General features: G+C 36.1%; 11 protein-coding genes and 1 tRNA gene. 9 read left to right on the forward strand and 3 right to left on the reverse strand.

Annotated elements, in window-relative coordinates:
- The first annotated feature begins 161 nt into the window (after window positions 1-161).
- The 7 genes from RE431_RS10575 to RE431_RS10605 all read left to right on the forward strand — a co-directional run bounded on the left by RE431_RS10575 (window position 162) and on the right by RE431_RS10605 (window position 16,750).
- A complete protein-coding gene (locus RE431_RS10575; RefSeq protein WP_309561952.1) occupies window positions 162-3,596 on the forward strand; it encodes a TonB-dependent receptor in 3,435 nt (1,144 codons plus the stop codon).
- A gap of 10 nt (window positions 3,597-3,606) precedes the next feature.
- Window positions 3,607-4,947 (forward strand): RagB/SusD family nutrient uptake outer membrane protein, encoded by a 1,341-nt coding sequence (locus RE431_RS10580; protein WP_309561953.1) that lies wholly within the window; start codon window positions 3,607-3,609, stop codon window positions 4,945-4,947.
- A gap of 181 nt (window positions 4,948-5,128) precedes the next feature.
- A complete protein-coding gene (locus RE431_RS10585) occupies window positions 5,129-7,933 on the forward strand; it encodes a M16 family metallopeptidase (RefSeq protein ID WP_309561954.1) in 2,805 nt (934 codons plus the stop codon).
- Window positions 7,934-9,013: 1,080 nt separating this feature from the next.
- Window positions 9,014-12,277 carry a SusC/RagA family TonB-linked outer membrane protein gene (locus tag RE431_RS10590; protein ID WP_309561955.1) on the forward strand — a complete coding sequence of 1,088 codons (3,264 nt, stop codon included), beginning with the start codon at window positions 9,014-9,016 and terminating at the stop codon, window positions 12,275-12,277.
- 59 nt (window positions 12,278-12,336) lie between these two features.
- Complete coding sequence (locus tag RE431_RS10595) at window positions 12,337-14,085, forward strand: RagB/SusD family nutrient uptake outer membrane protein (RefSeq protein WP_309561956.1); 1,749 nt, start codon at window positions 12,337-12,339, stop codon at window positions 14,083-14,085.
- 82 nt (window positions 14,086-14,167) lie between these two features.
- Window positions 14,168-15,745, forward strand: a complete 1,578-nt coding sequence (locus RE431_RS10600; protein ID WP_309561957.1) for a calcineurin-like phosphoesterase C-terminal domain-containing protein — start codon at window positions 14,168-14,170, stop codon at window positions 15,743-15,745.
- An 87-nt stretch (window positions 15,746-15,832) separates the two neighbouring features.
- Window positions 15,833-16,750, forward strand: a complete 918-nt coding sequence (locus RE431_RS10605) for a glycerophosphodiester phosphodiesterase family protein (protein ID WP_309561958.1) — start codon at window positions 15,833-15,835, stop codon at window positions 16,748-16,750.
- Window positions 16,751-16,781: 31 nt separating this feature from the next.
- Here RE431_RS10605 and RE431_RS10610 read toward each other — a convergent pair whose 3' ends face one another.
- Together RE431_RS10610 and RE431_RS10615 are read right to left on the reverse strand one after the other, a co-directional pair.
- Complete coding sequence (locus RE431_RS10610) at window positions 16,782-18,014, reverse strand: site-specific integrase (protein WP_309561959.1); 1,233 nt, start codon at window positions 18,012-18,014, stop codon at window positions 16,782-16,784.
- 243 nt (window positions 18,015-18,257) lie between these two features.
- Window positions 18,258-18,328: transfer RNA gene (locus RE431_RS10615), tRNA-Leu, on the reverse strand.
- A gap of 133 nt (window positions 18,329-18,461) precedes the next feature.
- On the opposite strand from RE431_RS10615, the gene RE431_RS10620 reads away from it, so the two are divergent.
- Both RE431_RS10620 and RE431_RS10625 read left to right on the forward strand, forming a co-directional pair.
- Window positions 18,462-19,676: a phage integrase SAM-like domain-containing protein gene (locus RE431_RS10620; protein WP_309561960.1), complete on the forward strand. Its 1,215-nt coding sequence runs from the start codon at window positions 18,462-18,464 to the stop codon at window positions 19,674-19,676.
- A 91-nt stretch (window positions 19,677-19,767) separates the two neighbouring features.
- Entirely contained in the window at window positions 19,768-20,013 is a 246-nt protein-coding gene (locus tag RE431_RS10625; RefSeq protein ID WP_309561961.1) for a hypothetical protein, read from the forward strand.
- A 225-nt stretch (window positions 20,014-20,238) separates the two neighbouring features.
- Here the strand turns inward: RE431_RS10625 and RE431_RS10630 are convergent, their stop codons facing one another.
- A complete protein-coding gene (locus RE431_RS10630; protein ID WP_309561962.1) occupies window positions 20,239-20,850 on the reverse strand; it encodes a hypothetical protein in 612 nt (203 codons plus the stop codon).
- Window positions 20,851-20,980 lie beyond the last annotated feature (130 nt).

Consider the following 20,980-nt stretch of genomic DNA (forward strand, 5'->3'; position numbering starts at 1 on the left):
TCCTTGAAATGCAAACGACAATCTTCCTCCGAACCGAAATGAGCCGTAAAACTGAATATGTTCATAATCCCTGCTTTTTGAGCGCTAATATACTAAAAATATTAGGTGTGTTTGCGGAGAATCAGAAAAAATTTTCTCAATTCTTAAACTATAACAAAATTATGAAAAAAATATTAGCTTTGTTCGGAGCTACCGAACCAAAGTGTAAAAGGTTATCGGTTAAACTTTCCTTTTTATTTTTCATGCTTTCTCTACTACCTATTAATGCCAGTACTTATGGACAGGATAAGGTATCAATTAATCTAGAAAATGTATCTCTGGGACAGGTGTTTGAAGAGATAGAAGCAAAGACTTCCTATAACATCTTTTATAAAAATTCTATAATTGATTTAGATCGAAAAGTTTCTTTAAAAGTTTCAAATCAGGAGGTTAAAGCTGTTTTTGAGATTTTGTTCGAGAATACGGATATCAATTTCGAAATTTTAAAGAAGCAAATAATTTTAACCAGGAAAACTGCTGAAGTAAAGACTACTCCTAAAGTGTTACAAACGCAACAAAGGGAAATTAGCGGAAAGGTATTAGATGAAAAGGGAATTCCTTTATTAGGGGCTACAATTACTGTTAAAGGAATGAAGCGTGGGACCACCGCTAATTTTGAGGGTGAATTTCGCCTAACGGTTCCAAATGAAGCTGTTTTAAATATTTCTTTTATAGGATACGAAAGTAAAGAAGTTGAGGTAACAGAGAAGACTTTCTATGAAATTATGCTTAAGGCGGATTTAGGGAACCTTAATGAAGTTGTAGTGGTGGGATATGGAACTACAGAACGACAGAATTTAACAGGTGCTGTTAGTACAGTAGATATGGAAAATATCCAGATGCAATCTCCTACAATAAGTTTAGATCAGGCTTTACAAGGTCAAATCCCAGGAGTTTATGTTTCTGGAGCAACTGGGCAACCAGGAGCACCTGCCAGAATTAGAATTAGAGGTACAACCTCCTTACAAGGTTCAAATCAACCTCTGTATGTAATTGACGGTATTCCGGTGGTGCCTAATAGTAATATTCCAGTTGGTGGTAGAGAAGGCCAGGGACTGGGGGGAGTGCTTGAGGTGCAAGGTCTAAATACACCTATAGGAAATATTAATGCGAATGATATTGCTTCTATTACAGTATTAAAAGATGCATCTGCCGGGGCTATTTACGGTTCTCGTGCTGCTAATGGGGTGATAATAGTTGAAACCAAGTCTGGAAGCTTTTCCCAGGCTCCCCGATTTAATATAGATTATTCTCTAAGCTCACAGGAAGCTAAAACCCTGGATGTTTTAAACCCAGAACAATTTAAAGCATTCACTGTTACAGCGGTAGAAAACGGTGTTTTAGATAATTCTTATACAAAAAGCGTTTTAGATGGTTCCTATTTTGGAAACGCTAATACCAATTGGGAAGAAGTACTTTCTCCTTCTAACGCGGTAACTTCAGATTTTAATTTAAGTGTGCAGGGCGGTAGTGAAAACACCCGGTATTTTTCAGCAATAGGAGCCAATACACAGGAGGGTGCTTTTGAAGGATCAAATTTCGATAGGTATTCATTTAAACTTAATCTGGACACTAAAGTTAACAGTGCATTGAATATTGGAGTTCAATCTAGTATTTCTTATACAGACCAGGATGCGCTTGATAGATCATTAATTGATAGAATGTACGTCTTTAGGCCAGATTTGCCAATTTTTGATACTGATGGAAATTATTCTTTTTCCAAGGGTTACGCAAGCGAAAGCCCAGCGGCCTTAGCTAAGGCCACCAATAATAACCAGACCCTTTTACTTCTTACTTCTCTATTTGCAGAATTGGAAATTACCGATGGTTTAACGGCAAAATCACTTATTGCATTAAATTACAATAATGGTTCCCAAAAAAGTTTCTATCCAAAATACACCTTTAGAGGTGGGTGGAGTAGTTTTACAGGAGATGGGGATGGATATGCCCAACAGAGTTCCAGTAAGTTTTCCAACCTTATGTGGGAAAATACATTAAGATATGACAAAGTCTTTAACGAAGTTCATCAAATAAATACAGTTATTGGTGCTTCATTTGAGCAAAATAAAACCTCTTTGCTTAAAGCCTGGGGAACCGGTTACTTCAACGACGTGCTTACTAATATTTCCAGCGCTACTGTAAGCAGGGATGCTTCCTCTAATAAGACGGCTTATGGTCTTGAGTCTTATTTTGGAAGATTCAATTATAATTATGATTCCAGATATTTAATAAGTTTATCGGCCAGGGTAGATGGCTCTTCTAAATTTGCCAAAGAAAATACCCACGCTTTTTTTCCTGCTGCAGCATTGGGATGGAGACTTTCAGAAGAGGCTTTTCTTGAAAACTCTAATACAATTAATGAGCTTAAGTTAAGGGCTAGCTGGGGTGTTACGGGGCAACAAGATTTTTCTCCTTACCAGTGGAGAACGCTTTACGCAACAGATGATTATGGAGACATGCCAGCCATTGTTCTTAACCAGTTAGGAAATGACCGCTTAAAATGGGAGCGCAGCAAACAATTTGATTTGGGGGTAGATTATTCCCTATTTGAAGATAGGCTTAGTGGTACTGTTGGTTATTATGAAAAGAATACCGAGGATGCTATTTTTACAGCTATTAGTCCCGGTAGCACAGGTTTTTCTTCTGTACAGGCCAATGTAGGTAGTACCAGTAACAAAGGTCTTGAGTTTGAGATAAGAGCTGATATAATTAGATCAGATAGTTTTAATTGGAGCCTTGGCTTAAATACCAATAAAAACACGAATAAATTAACCGAAATTTCTGATGATTTTAAGGATGAAGATGGTTTTGTTACCGGCTTTGGAGGCGGAGGCTTACTTAAGGAAGGGAGCCCAATAGGACTTATCTACGGTTATGTCTCTGAAGGAATTTTCCAGGAACAAGGTGAGATTGATGCGCTTAATGCTAATTCTCCCACCGGAAATTATCAAGAGGCCGGGACGTCTCCAGGTGACCTTCGTTTTGCAGACCTTAACAATGATGGTGTGGTGAATGCATTAGACCAAGAGGTTATTGGTGATACCCAACCTGATTTCTTCGGTGGTTTTAATAATACTTTTACCTATAAAAGTTTTTCACTTTCTACCTTATTCAATTTTTCAGTTGGTAATGATTTACACTGGTTCAACCAGGCAAGATCTATAAATTTTGCTAATTCATATTTCGGTGAAAATAAAACCACTGAAGTACTTAATGCATGGACTCCGGAAAATCCAACCGATCAACCAAGAGTGGTTTATGGAGACCCAAATAACAACGATCGAATTTCCAGCTATTATGTATATGACGCTTCGTACCTACGTTTAAAGACTGTGAATCTTCAATATTCTTTTCCGAATGAAACTTTGAACAAGTTTGGGTTTTTAAACAGTGCCGCTGTATACGTTACCGGACAAAACTTATTAACCTTTACCAACTACCCTGGTGCAGATCCTGAAGCTTCCAACTTATATAATAACGATATAAGTGCAGGAAGAGACAATAACAGGTATCCTATATCTAGAGTGTTTACCGCAGGAGTGAAAATTGGATTTTAAAAACTATATGATGAAAAAAATAATAATACCTATATTATCAATATTTCTAATGGCATCTTGTGAACTGACCGATGTCGTGGATCAGGATCCACCAAATAATCTGGTTCCTGAGAATGTGGTGAAAAATGAAAATGACGCAAAGGCACTATTGAATGGTGTTTACAGTACCATAATTTCTTTCTCAAGTCCGCATTATTATATGTATTCAGAGTTAGTTCCCGCTGCCCTTAGCGGTTCTATGAGCTCCATTGGTTTTGGTGATGGAAATTCAGCTTTTGTAACCAACAACGTTCTTTTTGACAATGGTGAATTGAAAAACTTTTGGCAAATTAAGTACAAAGTACTAGATGCGGCTAATAATACCATAGCTCTTGTAGAGGAATTGCCTGATGAAGAGTTTTCGGGGAACACCAAGTCAGAAATTATTGGAGAAGCTCATTTTTTAAGAGCAATGAGTAGCTTTGATCTATTAAGGTATTTTGGTCAGTTCTACGATTTAGATAGCGAATATGGAATTATTATCCGTACAGAACCGGTAAACTTTGTTTCTCGTAATAAAGCTAGAAGCAGCGTGGCCGCTACTTATGATCAGATCTTGTCAGATTTAGATTATGCCATGGTCAATGCTCCAGATTTTTCGGTAAACCATAGGGCTTCTAAAACAGCGGCTAAAGCACTAAAAGCACGTGTGCTTTTGTTTATGGGGAACTATAGTGGTGCAGCCAGTATTGCAAATGAGGTTATAGAAAGCCAGGTAAGACAGTTGGAGCCAGATTTTCCAGCTGTGTTTAATAATGGATTAAATTCTTCGGAAATTATTCTTCTTACCCATAGAAGTCCAGATTCAGACACTGAAGACAATAACCGAAAGCGATTTTATTCTGGGAGAACCGGTAACACCTGGTATCCTGAAATGATGGAAGGAGACCCAAGACAGGAGTTTACCTATGAGGGTCTTAAAATTCTGAAAGTGAATAATGAAGAAACATATAGACCTACCTATTTTCTTAGATTGGCCCAGATGTATTTAATTAAGGCCGAAGCTTTAGCATTTGAAAATGCTGCACTTGAAGATATTCAGGAACCACTTAATGAAATTCGCTTAAGAGCAGGTTTAGCAACTTCTGAAGCTACCACTATTGAGGCCGTAAAAGAGGAGATCTTTCAGGAATATGTGAGAGAACTTGCCTTTGAAAATGGTTCCGAATGGTTTGCTGCAATTAGATTTAATAAGATTATGGAGCTGAAACCAGAAATAACAAGTGAAGATCAATTCATTTTGCCAATACCTGAAGATGAAATTTTTGGAAATTCAGAATTAAACCTTTCAGACCAGAATCCTGGTTACTAATAAAAATATTGCCTAAAAAGTCAATACCTCGCGAGCTTGCCGCGAGGTATTAAATAGAGAATCTTTAAGCTACGCCTCGGTGTATTGAAATCTCGGTTATCGATCTAATACCCTCTCTATTCTGGAGATTTGAATTAGACTTTTCGGCATTTATAAATATCATTTTTTAAACATAAATTTTATGAGTAAATTAAAATTCCTTACAGGGATACTGCTTTTTTGTGTCCTAACGAACCTGGTTGCCCAAGACCTATCCAAAGAGATTCCTATAGATCCCTCAATAAGTATTGGTAAATTGGATAACGGATTAACCTACTATATTAAACACAATCCTAAAACAGAAAATAAAGCAGAATTACGGCTTGTTATAGATGCAGGCTCGGTATTAGAAACCGAAAAACAACAAGGTCTTGCCCATTTTCTTGAACATATGGCCTTTAATGGGACTCGAAATTTTAAAAAAAACGAACTTATCGATTACCTGGAGAATCTGGGTGTTCTTTTTGGTGCCGATCTCAATGCCCATACCAGTTTTGATGAGACCGTTTATAAGCTTACGTTGCCTACAGATGATGATGAGGTTTATGATAAGGGTATTGAAATTTTAAGAGATTGGAGTGATGGGATGACTTTGGCAGAAAAAGACATTGATGAGGAACGTGGCGTTATAGCCGAAGAACTGAGAAGTGGACTTATAGGCTCTCGCCGACTTTTTAATAGCTATGTGCCATTAATTACTAATAATGCCAGGCATGCTAAAAGGCTTCCTATTGGGAAACTGAACGTTATTCTTAATGCTGATTACGAAGAACTTAGAAAATTTTATAGGGATTGGTATAGACCAGACCTAATGGCCTTAATGGTTGTTGGAGATATTGACGTGGAAGAAACCAAACAAAAAATACTACAAAATTTTGGAGACTTAAAAAATCCACCTAATCCTAAACAAAGAACTCATTATGGCATACCTGATAATGAAGAACTAAAAGCCGGGATTTTTACCGATCCTGAAGTATCTTCTCTTAAATTCTTCGCTTACTATAAGAAGCAGAAAAACAATACTGAAACTCTAGGGGATTATCGTACAGCTCTTATTAATAGGCTGTATACTGGTATGTTAAATCTACGATTGGAAGAGGCCAGGGAAGAGGGAGTAGCTCCGGTTATTGAAATAAAAGGAGGAATAGGAGATTTTCTTGCAGATAAGGATTCCTATTTTGTAAGTGCTACGCTTAAAGAAGACCATATTAAAGAAGGGATTATTGCTACACTTAAGGAAAGTGAGAGAGCTAAACGTTATGGCTTTAAACAAAGCGAATTAGATCGCTATAAAAAGCAATTGCTTAATAGTGCGAATCTTATTAGAAAGGAAGAAGGAAAAATCAATTCTCGTGCATATGTTGAAGATTATATAGAGCATTTTATAGAGCATAAACCTATTCCCGGTAGTGAATTTACTTACGAGTTTTATAAAACTCAACTTCCTACAATTACGCTAGAAGAGATAAATGCGGTAAGTGAGGAATGGATAGGTGATGAAAACATAAGCTTAGTACTTGCCGGTCCAGAAAAAGAGGATCTAGAACTTCCTAAAGAAGAAACTTTGGTGCACTGGTTTGAATCAATAAAAGATTTGAAGTTAGAAGCTTATGAAGATGATTTAAAAGTAGATGAATTAATGTCCTGGACGCCAAAGCCGGGAAAGGTTAAGAGCTCTTCTTATAATAAAGAGATCAATGTTACCGAATGGAAATTATCAAATGGTGTAACAGTAGTTTTGAAGCCTACAAAATTACAAAATGATGTAATAAACCTTAGTGGTGTGCGTCCCGGAGGTAGCTCTTTAGCCCCGGATAAAGATTATATTTCTGCTAGGTTTGCCGGAGATATAATCAATCAAAGTGGTTTAAATAATATTTCAGAGAGTGGTCTGAGAAAGCTGAATATGGGGAAAACTGCCTCTGTTAAAAGTTATATCAATTTTTATGAAGAATTAATCTCTGGAGAGAGTTCAACAAGGGATTTTGAAACGATGTTAAAAATGACGCATCTTTCTTTCACCAGTCCTAATAAAGATGAAGCTGCTTTTTCAGTTTTCAAAGACAGAAGGGTTTCAGCGTATAAAAACAATGAACTTAATCCATATAGTTATTTCCGTAAAAAAATAGCTGTCAAAATGACTGATAATCATCTTAGGGCTACTCCGGTAGAATCAAAACAAGTTAAGGAGGAATTAGATTTGGATAAAGCTTACGATTTTTATAAAAAACGTTTTGCTTCTGCCAAAGGGTTCACCTTTTTTATTGTTGGAAATTTTGAGCTGGATTCTATAAAACCTTACGTTGAAACCTACCTTGCTAGCTTACCATCAGGGAATATAAAGCAAAAAAGCAAAGACATTAAATTGCGTTATACCCAGGGAAATAATGAAACATTTTATAAGGGCCAGGAGGATAAAGCAGAAGTACATCTTAGATATACGGGTAAATTTGATTTTTCTATTAGAAAAAAAGATTTATTAAGTGCATTGTCTCACGTGATAAGGCTTAGGTTATATGAAGAATTAAGGGAGAATAGAGGAGGCGTTTACGGTGTGAGAGTCGCTTCATATGCCAGTGAAATACCTTATAACTGGTATCGGCATAGTATTGATTTTACAACATCTCCAGATGATGTAGAAGAACTTATTAAAGCGGTACACTCAGAATTAGATAAGATTAGAAAAGAGGGAGTAACTGAAGCAGATTTGCATAAGGTTAAAGAAGCCTTGCGATTAAGAGGAAAAGAAGGTTTAGATTACAATAGTTACTGGTCTATGAAACTTAAAGAAGTTTATAGGTATGACCTTGATCCTTCTAGCATTCCAGATTTTAATTGTTTTGCAGACGAATTAAACTCAAATGAACTTCAGGAACTTGCAAAGGAATATTTAACGGAAGCTAATTATTCACAATTCGTTCTTCTACCTGAAAATATAGCTAAATAATTTCAATAATTTAGTTTGTCTTAGCTGAAGAAACCGTCACATAATTGAAATGCGGCGGTTTTTTTTGATAAAAGAGGCAAATAAAATCAACCATTTTGCTTTAATCGCAGAGTTGGAATAGTCTCTGGCAACTTTAGTATCGTTTGGTCTATGACAAACGAAAAACATGAATATTGGAATGAGAATTATTCATTTCATAAGCCACTTAGTCTACTTCCCTTCATTCAGTAAAAACCCCATTTGCGTAAAAGAGATTTATTTCAATTAATTTTGTAAACGAGCCAAAAAGCTCTGCAAAGAAATTCGTAAATAAGAGACTTCTGGAAGCTTTTTGGTTTAAGTCCGCTGCGGTTAACTTAAATTTACCGATCAGGATTTCAGTGTTTTTTATAGTCTTTCTTACACCGCATTACTTTTTGCTGCTAAAAAACAAGCTTTGAAATTAACCGGAGTGCATAAAGCGCTTTGCTATTTATAACTCCTATATAATTTCAAAACTTGAAATTGAATGGCATCAAAAGGTAATGCGATGGCGCTGGAAGAAGTAAATAAAATTCATAGCACTTTTTATTCATCCTGAGCTGCACTAAGTTTTAACTGGAATGCAAAAGGAAAATGCTTAAGATGAAAAAAGTAAATTTTTTATCGTTTTAAGCTATTTTTTTTAAGAGCTATACCCTTCAAAAAAGCAATTTAATGGAGAATTGCGGCAGGTTAAGAAAACCTAGCTTAATATTTAGTCGATCCTTCTTGATGGATTCAAAATAGTCAAACTGTTTAGATTTTCTGCCAACCCTTTTTTAGCTAATTTAAAATTTAGGTAATATAAACTTAAACATAAAAAAATCTTCACGGAGAAAGCAACTTATAGTTTTACAATCAAATTAATAACGCCTAGAATCTAACTCTAAAAAAAATTTTATAAGAAAAGATAAGCCTTTGAATTAGCCAAAAAAAACAGCCCACTCTGCTGCAACAGAATGGGCTTAATTAAGACTACAAACAATTAATTTATAGCCACTTGTAATGGATACAAAAATACATTTTTTTTTAAGGAAAGTATATATCATATGCTTTCTATTGATTTTCTCGGAAGCTTTTGCTTCCAATTTTAATACGGGGACAATACCTGAACCCGTTGATTTTCAACAAAATATTCAAGGAAAAGTTCTAGATGAAACCGGATTGCCTTTGCCGGGAGTAACTGTACAAATTAAAGGATCTTCTAAAGGAACAATCACTAATTTTGATGGAGAGTTTACCTTAAGAGTATCGGGCCAGGACACAATTCTTGTTTTTTCTTTTTTAGGATATAAGTCAAAAGAAGTTACTGTTGTGTCTCGATCCAGGTTTGAAATAACAATGGTTCCGGATTCAGAAAGCCTCAACGAAGTTGTGGTTGTGGGTTACGGTACTCAAAAATCAGAAAATGTTGTTAATTCGGTTAGTACCGCAGAGATTGGCGACATTGTAACTCGACCATCGGCAGATATAGCAAGTTCTCTGAAGGGAACTGTACCCGGTTTGAATATTAGGTCGTCATCAGGTGGTGATCCTTCCGAAACTCCCGAAATAAATATTCGTGGTTTTAATTCTATAAATGGAGGGTCTCCTCTTATTATCGTAGATGGTATAGAAGGGGATATTGCCAATATAAATCCAAATGACATTGAAAGTGTAACTGTTTTAAAAGATGCTGGAGCGGCAGCAATTTATGGTGCACGAGGTTCTTTTGGAGTGGTGCTGATCACTACTAAATCTGGAGAGGCAGGTGAATTTAATGTCCAGTACTCTAACAATACTGGTTTTACCACAAATATTGCTCGTACTGACTTTGTAACTAATCCAGCTACCTATGCAAGATGGGTCGATGATGCAATCGGCTCATATCATAGCGGTTGTTATGTATGTTATGAAGATGATGATTGGGAAATTGCCGAACAAGTTGGTAATGGTGAAAGAGAACCTTTTTATGAGCAACAACCGGATGGCACCTATAAGTTTTTTGGAAATACCGATTTCTATGATGTTTTGTTCAAAGATCGTAGGTCACACCAAATAAATAATATCTCTGTTTCTGGTGGCTCTGATAAATTAACCGGGGTTATCTCAGCAAGAAGCTATGAGCGCGAAAAAATTCAGAATATCCAGGATTCGGAAATGAGACGTTATAATCTACAGCTTAAATTGAGTGCCACTCCATACAAATGGTTAAAGTTAAATGCCTTGAGCAGATTTAGTAGCAGGTATGATGAACAATATGCAGGAACTAAAAATGGTTGGGGTGACGAATTTGGGGTGAGTAAATGGCGTGATCTTTTTCCTAATCACCCTGCTTTTGTAGACGGTTATGGTGTGAGTGTTGGTCGAACCAGAAATGGATATGTTGGACGTTTAGGTGCCCTAAAAGAAGGCGCTGCACACCGGCAATGGCAGTATGAAAATTTAACTAATACCCTTGGAGCAGAGTTTAAGCCAATCGAGGGATTAGTACTTAATATGAATTATAATTATAGTATTGACCGTACAGATCGAACCTTTTCCTATAAGCCATTTAGTTATCTGGCTGGTGAAAAGCTGGAGTTGTTAGAAGGACAAGGATTAAATAGACATAACGAGTATCGCTGGAAGGATAATTATACTGCTATAAACATTTATGGAACCTATACCAGGGACATTGCAGATAAGCATAATTTCAAGCTAATGCTCGGTTTTAATCAGGAGGAGTTTGACCGTGATAGAGTGGGAATGAGAATTGAAGACCTGCTTACCCAGGACAAAGCTAATATTGCTTTTGGAACTACAATGCTTGATATGGAAGGTTCCACATTAGAATGGGCTATTCAAGGTTATTTTGGACGATTTAATTATGATTATGATGGCAAATACCTATTGGAAGTTAACGCGCGTTACGATGGTTCATCGCGCTTCCCAGAAGAAAACCGATGGGGGCTTTTTCCATCTGTAGGCGCAGGTTGGATAATTGATAAAGAAAATTTTTGGACACCATTAGAAAAAGCAATATCCTCATTAAAGTTAAAAGCATCCTACGGTAAATTAGGAAATCAGAATGTAGGGGTAAATACCTTTAGGCAATTAATAGGAATGGGTAGAACCTCGTGGTTATTTGATGGAGAACAGGGTAATTATGCCAGAGTACCTTCTCCATTACCGGCTAATATTGGCTGGGAAAAAATCACATCAACAAATGTAGGCGTTGACATGGGGTTTTTAGAGGATAAACTAACTGCCTCTGTTGAATGGTATGAACGTAATACGCGTGATATGTATCTACCGGGACAACCGCTTCCCGCAGTTTTTGGAGCATCAGAACCTCGTAGGAATTACGCAGCAATGCGGAACAGAGGATTTGAGGCGACCTTAGGTTATAATGATGAATTTAATGTGTTAGGTTCTAAACTAGCCCTTAGTGCACAGGCCAACGTTTCAAATAACCAGGCTATAATTACAAAATTTGATAACCCAAACGGTTTGTTAAGCACCTTTTGGGAAGGTCAGCAAATAGGTGAAATATGGGGTTATCGTGTAGATGGCCAATTTCAGTCAGACGAAGAGGCTGCCACCTTCCAAAATGAATATGGAAGAGATAATCTTTTCAGGGTTTATAGAGGCATACTTGATTATGGATCAAATAGTGATTGGAACCGCTTGCGAGGGGGAGATCTTAGATATGTAGATACTGATGGGGATGGTAGTATTGATAATGGAAATAATACCCTTGAAGACCCTGGAGATCTAGTACCTATTGGAAATGCAATGCCACAGTTCCCATTCGGATTTAATATAAATGCTTCGTGGAAAAACTTTGACCTGAACGTTATTGGACAAGGAGTTGCTAAACAGGATTGGTATCCCAACGGTCCCCTGTATTGGGCTACCTTTCATAGACCTTATACATCTTTTATAAGAAAAGATCTTCTTAATAAAGTATGGGATCCAGCTCATGCTAACGATCCAAATAGAATATATCCACAAAGACAAAGAGCATACAGTGCTTTAAGTAATGGACGAATGTCATATAACTATAACGACCATTTTTTAGAAAATATAGGCTATCTCAGGATTAAAAATCTTACGGTGGGTTATACCATTCCACCTACACTTACTAAAAAAATCAATATTAAAAGACTAAGGTTTTTTGTGAGTGGTGAGAACATATTCACCTGGACCTTTGGAGGTTTAACTAAATATCTGGATCCCGAAGAAGTAGGAGCTCATGTTAGTTATTCTAATCCCAATGGAGTGAGTGGAAGATCTGCTACAAATACACAGTTATACCCAATGGGTAAAACTTATTCAGCAGGTGTCCAAATCAACCTATAATTTGCTTTATAAATTTTAGGGATTGTAAAAACAGATACATCAATAGTTAATATATAAAAATGAAAAAAATACGAAGCATAATTCAAGTATTTACATTAGTGATCACTCCTTTTATAATTACAGGGTGTGATGCAGATATACTCGAACAACCACCAGGCGATGCAGTAACTGCAGATGAATTTTTCAATACTGGTGCCGATCTAAAGGCTTATACAAATGATTTGTATGCGGTGCTACCCACAAAATCAGTGTATATAGACGATTCAGATTCAGACAATATTTTAGGAGTAAGTGCTGGTGAAAGACTAAGAGGGGCACGTATTGTGCCAACAGACAGGGGTAGCGGAGGATGGTCCTGGGGCTATCTACGAAGAATCAACTATTTCTTAGAGAATTATAATAGGGTAGATGATGCTGAGGCCACAGCCAAATACTCTGGAATAGCACGATTTTTTAGGGCTTACTTCTATTTCGAGAAAGTAAAGCGATTTGGAGATGTGCCATGGTATAGTGAAGTGATCAATCAGGACGATGAAGAATTATTAACTAAAGCAAGGGATTCACGAGAATTAGTAATGGATTCTATTATGGCCGATATTGATTATGCCATTGAAAATATTCCCGCTGAAAAGGAATTAAATCAAATAACAAAATATACGGCGCTTATTCTAAAAGCTAGAATTGCTCTGCATGAAGGAACATTTAGAAAATATCATGGCTTGAATGATTATGAAAGATTTATTGAAGAAGCTTCATCGGCAGCAAAAGAATTGATGGATAATGGCGCTTACACCCTTTATACTAGTGGCGGTGAAGAGCAAGCGTATCTAGACCTGTTTGCCATGGGAAATCAGAATACCACTGAAACTATTTTAGCTGTGGATTATGAATTTGGATTAAGAACACATGATCTGGCTTATAGGATGACGGCGCCAACCCAGGGAAGATGGGGGCTTACAAAAGAACTAGTTAATAGTTATTTAATGATTGACGGAACACCGTTTACCGATCAATCTGGCTATGAAACCATGGAGTTTTATGAAGAGATGCAGAACCGGGATCCCAGGCTAACACAAACTACAGCAGGACCCGATTTTGCAACGTATGGCTCGCAGGATCTTGAGCCGGTAGATTTAGATATAACCAGAACGGGCTACAGAGTCATAAAAGGATTACCTCCCAAGGGCCCTCAATGGGGTTCGGGTGGCTCATTTAACGATGTAATCCTTTTCCGTTTTGCAGAGGCCTTGTTAATTTATGCTGAAGCCCAGGCAGAACTTGGGACATTGACACAGGGCGATTTAGATATGTCAATTAATAAATTGCGCGATCGTGTAGGCTTGCCACATTTAAATATGGCAGAAGCAAATGCTAATCCCGATCCTTACCAGGAAAGTCTTTATGAGAATATTGAAGGATCAAACAAAGGGGTGATCCTGGAAATTCGTCGCGAACGAAGAGTGGAAATGGTAAATGAGGGACTGCGTTGGGATGACCTTATGAGATGGAAAGAAGGCAAAAAAGCAGAAAAACCAATAAAGGGTATATATTTTTCGGAATTAGGTGCTCACGATTTTAATAATGATGGCAACTATGATGTGTATGTTCATGATGGTGATACTTCCGGGGCGCCAGATGAAGTGTCTTCTACCATAAATATTAATGAAAGACCCCTTACTGAAGGGACTTCAGGCAATTTGCTTTTATTCGAGGGCGGAAGCTTCGATGAAACTAAAGATTATTATTATCCAATACCTATGGAGGACCTGGAACTAAATAACAATTTAGAGCAAAACCCAGGTTGGTAACAAATCATTGATTTTATGATTAAAAACCGGTTAATTATTGACCGGTTTTGTTAGGAAAGTAAATTTTAAACTAAAAAACAGAATGATAAAATATATAATTACAGGTGTTTGCCTTTTGGGAGTCTTTTCCATTTCGGCACAAAATCTTGCCAAAGGTACCGTGTTTGAAGATAGCAATCAAAATGGCAGAAAAGACAGGCGGGAAAAAGGGATAGCTGAGGTGGCAGTTACCAATGGTCATGAGGTGGTATTGACCGATGCTAAAGGAAAATACGAATTACCTTTAGGACAAGACAATATTATTTCAGTAATCAAACCTGCGGGTTATAAGGTTGGTAAGAATGAAGATAATCTTCCCCAATTTTTCTATATCCACAAACCCAAAGGATCACCTAATTTAAAGTTTAAAGGGGTAGCAGCTACAGGGAAATTCCCTAGGTCGGTCGATTTTTCTCTAATCCCTTCAGAAGAGAAGGAGGACTTTACCGCGCTTATTTTTGGGGACCCGCAACCATATTCTCAACAGGAAGTCGATTATTTTGCGGATGGTATTGTAGCCGAAGTAGAAGGTATTGAGAATGTGCCTTTTGGATTAAGTCTCGGTGATTTGGTAGGTAATGATCTTGATCTTTTTAATCCTTATATAAAAGCGGTTAATCGGGTGGGTATTCCCTGGTATAATTTACTGGGAAACCACGATATCAATTTCGATGTGGAAAACGATACGCTTTCCGATGAAACTTACGAGGCACATTTTGGTCCGGCTAACTATGCTTTTAATTTCGGAAAGGTGCATTTTCTTGTTTTAGATGATGTCTTATATCCAGATCCTCGAGATGGCAAAGGTTATTGGGGAGGTTTTAGAGAAGACCAGTTTCAATTTATAGAAAATGACTTAAAGCTCGTGCCTAAAGACCATTTAGTAGTTCTTGCTATGCATATTCCATTAAGTGAACCCGATGGTGTAGATACTTTTAGAGATGAAGATAGGGAAAGGCTTTTTGAACTTTTAAAAGATTTTCCTAACACCCTTTCACTTTCCGCCCATACGCATATACAACGCCAGGATTTCTTCGGAAAGGAAGAGGGATGGATTCAGGATAAACCACACCATCATTATAATGTAGGGACAACTTCTGGAGATTGGTATTCAGGAAAATTAGATGAAAATAATATCCCGATTTCAACAATGAGGGACGGAACTCCTAAAGGTTACGCGTTTATAAATTTCAATGGAAACGCGTATAATATAGATTATAAGGTCGCCGGTAAACCAGCCAATTATCAAATGGAAGTTTTTGCCCCTAAGGTAGTTGCTAAAGGCAGAAGAACTAAGGCAGGAATTTTTGTGAATTTCTTTATGGGAACCGAGGGTGATAAAGTTCTATACCGAATTGATGATGGGGAATGGAGTGAAATGCAGTATATGGAAGAATATGATCCTTCTTACGTAGAAATGGTTTATGAATGGGATCTAACCGAAGAACTAATGCCGGGTAGGAGGTCTTCTAATCCTATTAAGAGTGAACATTTGTGGCGCGGAAATATTCCAGCTGATCTTGAGACCGGAAAACATACAATAGAAATAAAAGCTACCGATATGTTCGGAAAAGTTCATGCAGCAAGCAACAGCTATCGCATTGCAGAACCTGTTAAATAGTTGAGTTTTAATTCCAGTGTTTAGTTTGTAAGGCCTGCCCACAGTTCTCTATCTTTACGGGTGGGCCTTTATTTAAAATTTATGAATATGAAAATTATAAAAACGGTATTGTTTTCCTTCCTGGTGATTAGCCTGGCTTGTAAGAATAAGCAGGAAGAAGTGCCAGAAATTCAAAAAAACGAAGAAGAGCTCCAGGTACAGGTGCAGGGCCATCGTGGCGATAGGGGTAATTTTCCCGAGAACACTGTTCCCGCTTTTTTAAGCGCTGTAAAAAAGGGCGTTGATGTTATAGAACTGGATGTGGTTATTTCTAAAGATAAAAAAGTAGTGGTGTCTCACGAACCATTTATGCATTCACTTTATGTCCTGACCCCTTCAGGAGATAGTATTTCCGAAGACAAGCAAGAAAGCTTTAATATTTACAAGATGCCTTACGATAGCATTAAAAAGTTTGATTCGGGCTCTAAGGGGAATCGATTATTTCCAAATCAGCAGAAACAAAAAGCCTACAAGCCTTTACTATCGGAAGCTTTAGATTCTGTAGAAACTTATATAGCAGAAAATAATTTGAAGCCTGTGAGCTATAATATTGAATTAAAAAGTTCAGAAGATAAATATGGTAATTATCAACCAGCCCCGGAAGAATTCGTGAATCTTGTGATGGAGGTAATCCAAAATAAGAATATTCAGGAGAAAATGAATTTACAATCTTTTGATGTAAACATTTTAAATGAAATTCATAAAAGTTATCCGAGAGTGGAAACTGCCTATTTGGTATATACTGAGGGCATTGAAAAAAATCTGGCTTTACTCGATTTCCAGCCAGAAATCTATAGCCCACATTATGAATTGGTAAAAGACACTGTTTTTGTTGATTCTATTAAAAGTATGGAAATGAAATTAATTCCGTGGACGGTAAATGAGCCCGAAGCCATTAAAAAAATGATTGAACTAAATGTAGATGGAATTATTACCGATTACCCGGAACGGATTATTGAAAATTGAAATTCGAAGTCAGTTGTTTAAAGAAAATCAGCTATTTAAGCTTTCTTTTATTTTCAAATGCCGCCATTCGGTTTTTCAAATTATTCATATCCTCGCTTAATTTTTCATCTAATACTTTTGCGTAATGTTGAGTGATTTTTATAGATCTATGCCCGAGCATTTTACTTACACTTTCAATCGGAACACCGTTTGAAAGGGTTACTGTGGTTGCAAAGGTATGTCTAGCAACATGGAAAGTGAGATTCTTTTGGATTTCGCATACATCGGCAATTTCTTTTAAATAGCTATTTGTTTTTTGATTTGATAACACCGGTAACAAGGTACCTTTGGGATTTTCAAAGTCTTCATATTTTTTAATAAGCTCTTCCGGTACTGTCAAAAGAGGAACGCTGCTTAGGGATTTGGTTTTTGTTCTTTTAAACTTTAACCATTGGCTGCCATCAATTCCCTTAATAATATTCTGTTTAGTTAGCTTTTTAATATCGGAATAAGAACACCCGGTATAGCAGGAGAACAAAAATGCATCCCTTACTTGTTCCATTCTTTGAATGGAAAAGGTTTTTTCCATTATTCTAATGATTTCTTCTTTTGTTAAAAATTCTCGATCTATAACCTGGCGCTTTAATTTTAAATTGTAAAATGGATCCTTCTCCAGCCAACCATTAGCAACAGCAATGCGGACAATTTTTTTCAAATAGGCTAAATATTTTAAAGCCGAATTATGAGAGAGGTTGAGGTCTGTTTTTAGATAGTAAATAAAACTATTAATGAATTTTATGTCGATATCTTTTACACGAAAATCATCAGCTTTATAATTAGATGAAATAAAATTGGTTAAATGCTTCTTTGTGGTCTTGTAGCGCTGCAATGTTCTAAAGGAATAATCTTTATCAACTAATTTTTCCATTCTTAAGTTATGATCCTCAAATAATTGCAAAATTCCTTTTTTTAAATCGTCTTTTCCTATAAAGATATCCTTCAATATAGTTGCTGTAATATTTTCATCGGAATCCTGAAGTTTCTGGAATATACTGTACAAACGGTTTTTCATAATATCCAGTTGCCTGTTTATTGATTTAGCTTCACTCGATTGACCTTTAAAGCAATTGGCTTTCGAATTCCATTTGTTTAATTCCACTTTTCTCATGGTGCTAACTTCAGCTCTTTTCCCATCATAAGTAATTCTCATGTAGATAGGCACTTTTCCTTGTTTGTCAGTTTTACTTCTCTTGATATAGAAGAGAATTGATAATAAGTTCTGCATATTGATATATTTTGAATGATAAATCTAAAGAAAAAAATCCAAAAATTATAGTTGTAAAAACCATTATATCAATATGTTAAGGTTGATTCGGTGACCTGTTTTTGAATTTTAAAAAGGGCACCGAATGGGACACTTTTAATACGTGTTTAAATGATATTTTTTGATATCATAAAAAATAAAAAACCCCGTAAACAGTGCAGTTTACGGGGTTTTGATTGAATTTGATATGTTAAAAGTACTCGAGGCGGGAATCGAACCCGCACTCCCGAAAGAACTGGATTTTGAATCCAGTGTGTATATCCGTAAATTTCACTAATCACACTCATATTCAACTGATTAACAAATATTTAATTTTTATTGATTCTATTTAATATGGTCTAAAATCAAATTTTGTTGTACCTATGTTGTACCAAAAATGATTATCTTTAAACTCTATAATTTAAAGATATGTCCTCGAATGCAAAAATAGTCATCAGAAAGAAACCAAATAAAAAAGGGCTATACCCTTTAGCAATTCGAATTACCAAGAACCGTCAATCTACCTACCATTATATTGGTCACTATATTGACTTGAAAGATTGGGATGATAAGAATTTACGAGTTAAGAAATCCAATCCTAACTCAGAAAGACTAAACAATCTACTTTCTACCAGGCTTCTGGAAGCTAGTAAAGCCCTTCTTGATTTACAATCTGACAAAAAGGACTTTTCTGCGAATCAAATCAAGGAAATTCTCTTTTCAGGTTCCAAAGCGAATACCTTTTATGAAGTTGCAAAAGATTTTCTTGATGAACTCGAAGCAAACAAAAAGCTTCCACAACTTTCGACAGATAAAGCTCGTGTTAATCACGTGATAAAATATAATAAGTCAAAACAATTAACCTTTCCCGAAATTAATGAAACCTTTTTAAGAAAGTTCAGGATATACTTGAAAAAAGAACTAAATCTTTCAGAAAGATCAGTTGTTAATAATCTTGTAGTTATTAGAACTATTTATAACCGGGCCATAAAAATGGATGTTGTAGATAGAAAATTGTATCCCTTCGGCTCTGGTAAGATAAGGATAAAATTTCCTGAAACTGAGAAAATAGGATTGACCAAGAAAGAGATAAAGTCATTTGAGTCTGCAAAAAATCTAACCAACAATGAAACTCACGCTCGAAATATCTGGCTATTCAGTTTCTATTTTGCAGGAATTAGAGCTGCAGATGTTCTCAAAATTAGATGGTCAGATATTTATGATGGCAGACTTCATTACCGAATGAACAAAAATGCCAAATTACTATCCCTAAAAATACCTGAGAAAGTTTTTTCTATCCTTGAATATTACAAGTCTGAAGAACAGAATGATAACGATTTTGTTTTTCCCGAAATGAAAAAGGCAGATTTAAAGAATGCCAAAGATGTGTATGCAAAGACTAAAACTGCTACAAAAAAATTCAATAAATATTTAGTTGGTGTTGCTAGAAAAGCAAAAGTTACCAAAAAGGTGACTATGCACATCGCCCGGCATAGTTTCGGTCACATTTCGGAAGATAAAATTCCTATTAAAATGCTTCAAAAGCTTTATAGACACTCTTCTGTCACTACTACAATAAAATATCAAGCAAACTTTATACATAAAGATGCCGATGATGCATTAGATAGCGTAGTAAATTTTTAAGCATAGTTTCTATCAACTGTGAACATCTTTAAATGAAATTTTCACATTTTAGTTTTTCTTTACTCCACCTTTACAAGCTAAATTTTAGTTTATGGTTTTAAAAGTCAAATGGATAGATTTCAAAAGTAAAATAGAGGAATACATATCTGAGGGCGCAGCTCTGATTGAGAAATATAAATTTTCAAGAACTGAAGATGAACTCAACAAACTAAAAGATGTCAAACAATCCTGGGAAAATAATGTAATTACTTACGTCATAACATCTTTTGAACTAGAAAACAAAAATTTTGCAAATGAATTTAAACCCCAAAATAGATTCAGTAATGGCTTATCCTGAGCTTAGCTTAAGAGTTGGCACCAACTTTTGTTGATGCTTCCTTCAAATTCAAATTGCGTTAAACACTATGCCATCAGCTAAGGGTTGTCTCAAAATTAAGATCTCTCGGAAGTTTAATCCCAAATATCGAACATGCACACTAAATAAAAAAGCCGCTTAGATCATATCAGAGCGGCTTTTGAATAATTATAAATTCGTATTAATAAGTGCTTTTTTTAAAAACGGTCAATAGTTGACAGGAATATAATCAGGATCAGTTATTTTGGATAACACAGCAATAAGACTTACATCCTTCCACACCTCTTTCTCTTCATCATAAAATTTTTGATTCATCTTGGTTTCAAGAGTGTTCGCATCCAAAAACTGAAATGAGGTGTACCTAGGGAATGCTTCGGCATACTCAGGCCTATCTATGTCAGTTGGAGCTTCCTGGGTCTCAAAAGATACTACCTGGCCATCTTCTATAGTTAAATATTTGGCTGTACCTTCAGGACCAAATCTCATGAATAAATAGGGTAAATTAGGTCTGTATGAATCAAAAGGCATTCCATTACTCCTTACCCATAATACATCAGCTCCATGACTAGATGACCGAATTGATATATGATGCTCTCCCATCATATTCATATCATTTTCAAACCAGGCTTTATCCAGTTCTTTAACAAAATCATATTCAGCAACCCCATCTTGATTAATATCTATGGCAACATCTGAAGTGAAAGAAATCACCTTATAATAGCCCAGATAAGGGGACTCAGGTGGTTCTACATCTTCCTTTCCACAACCAACAATACCGATAAGAAAAAATGAGACAATTATTTTTAATGTGTTTTGCATAACTAGTTTTTAGAATTCTGCTTTAATCTGTCTTACCCTTATAATTTGAATACCAAGGTGGTAAAGTTTAGGACAAATCTTATATTATTTTATTAAGTCGATTTTTGTATCGAATGCTTTTACAAAACTG

Source organism: Christiangramia sediminicola, assembly GCF_031344135.1.
In the GTDB taxonomy this organism is placed as follows: domain Bacteria; phylum Bacteroidota; class Bacteroidia; order Flavobacteriales; family Flavobacteriaceae; genus Christiangramia; species Christiangramia sediminicola.

Excerpts from the sequence above, each read along its gene's own strand:
- RE431_RS10610 (WP_309561959.1), bottom strand. The coding sequence starts at position 18,014 with ATGCAGAACTTATTATCAATTCTCTTCTATATCAAGAGAAGTAAAACT.
- RE431_RS10630 (WP_309561962.1), bottom strand. The coding sequence starts at position 20,850 with ATGCAAAACACATTAAAAATAATTGTCTCATTTTTTCTTATCGGTATT.
- RE431_RS10625 (WP_309561961.1), top strand. The coding sequence starts at position 19,768 with ATGGTTTTAAAAGTCAAATGGATAGATTTCAAAAGTAAAATAGAGGAA.
- RE431_RS10620 (WP_309561960.1), top strand. The coding sequence starts at position 18,462 with ATGTCCTCGAATGCAAAAATAGTCATCAGAAAGAAACCAAATAAAAAA.
- RE431_RS10595 (WP_309561956.1), top strand. The coding sequence starts at position 12,337 with ATGAAAAAAATACGAAGCATAATTCAAGTATTTACATTAGTGATCACT.
- RE431_RS10575 (WP_309561952.1), top strand. The coding sequence starts at position 162 with ATGAAAAAAATATTAGCTTTGTTCGGAGCTACCGAACCAAAGTGTAAA.
- RE431_RS10600 (WP_309561957.1), top strand. The coding sequence starts at position 14,168 with ATGATAAAATATATAATTACAGGTGTTTGCCTTTTGGGAGTCTTTTCC.
- RE431_RS10605 (WP_309561958.1), top strand. The coding sequence starts at position 15,833 with ATGAAAATTATAAAAACGGTATTGTTTTCCTTCCTGGTGATTAGCCTG.
- RE431_RS10580 (WP_309561953.1), top strand. The coding sequence starts at position 3,607 with ATGAAAAAAATAATAATACCTATATTATCAATATTTCTAATGGCATCT.
- RE431_RS10585 (WP_309561954.1), top strand. The coding sequence starts at position 5,129 with ATGAGTAAATTAAAATTCCTTACAGGGATACTGCTTTTTTGTGTCCTA.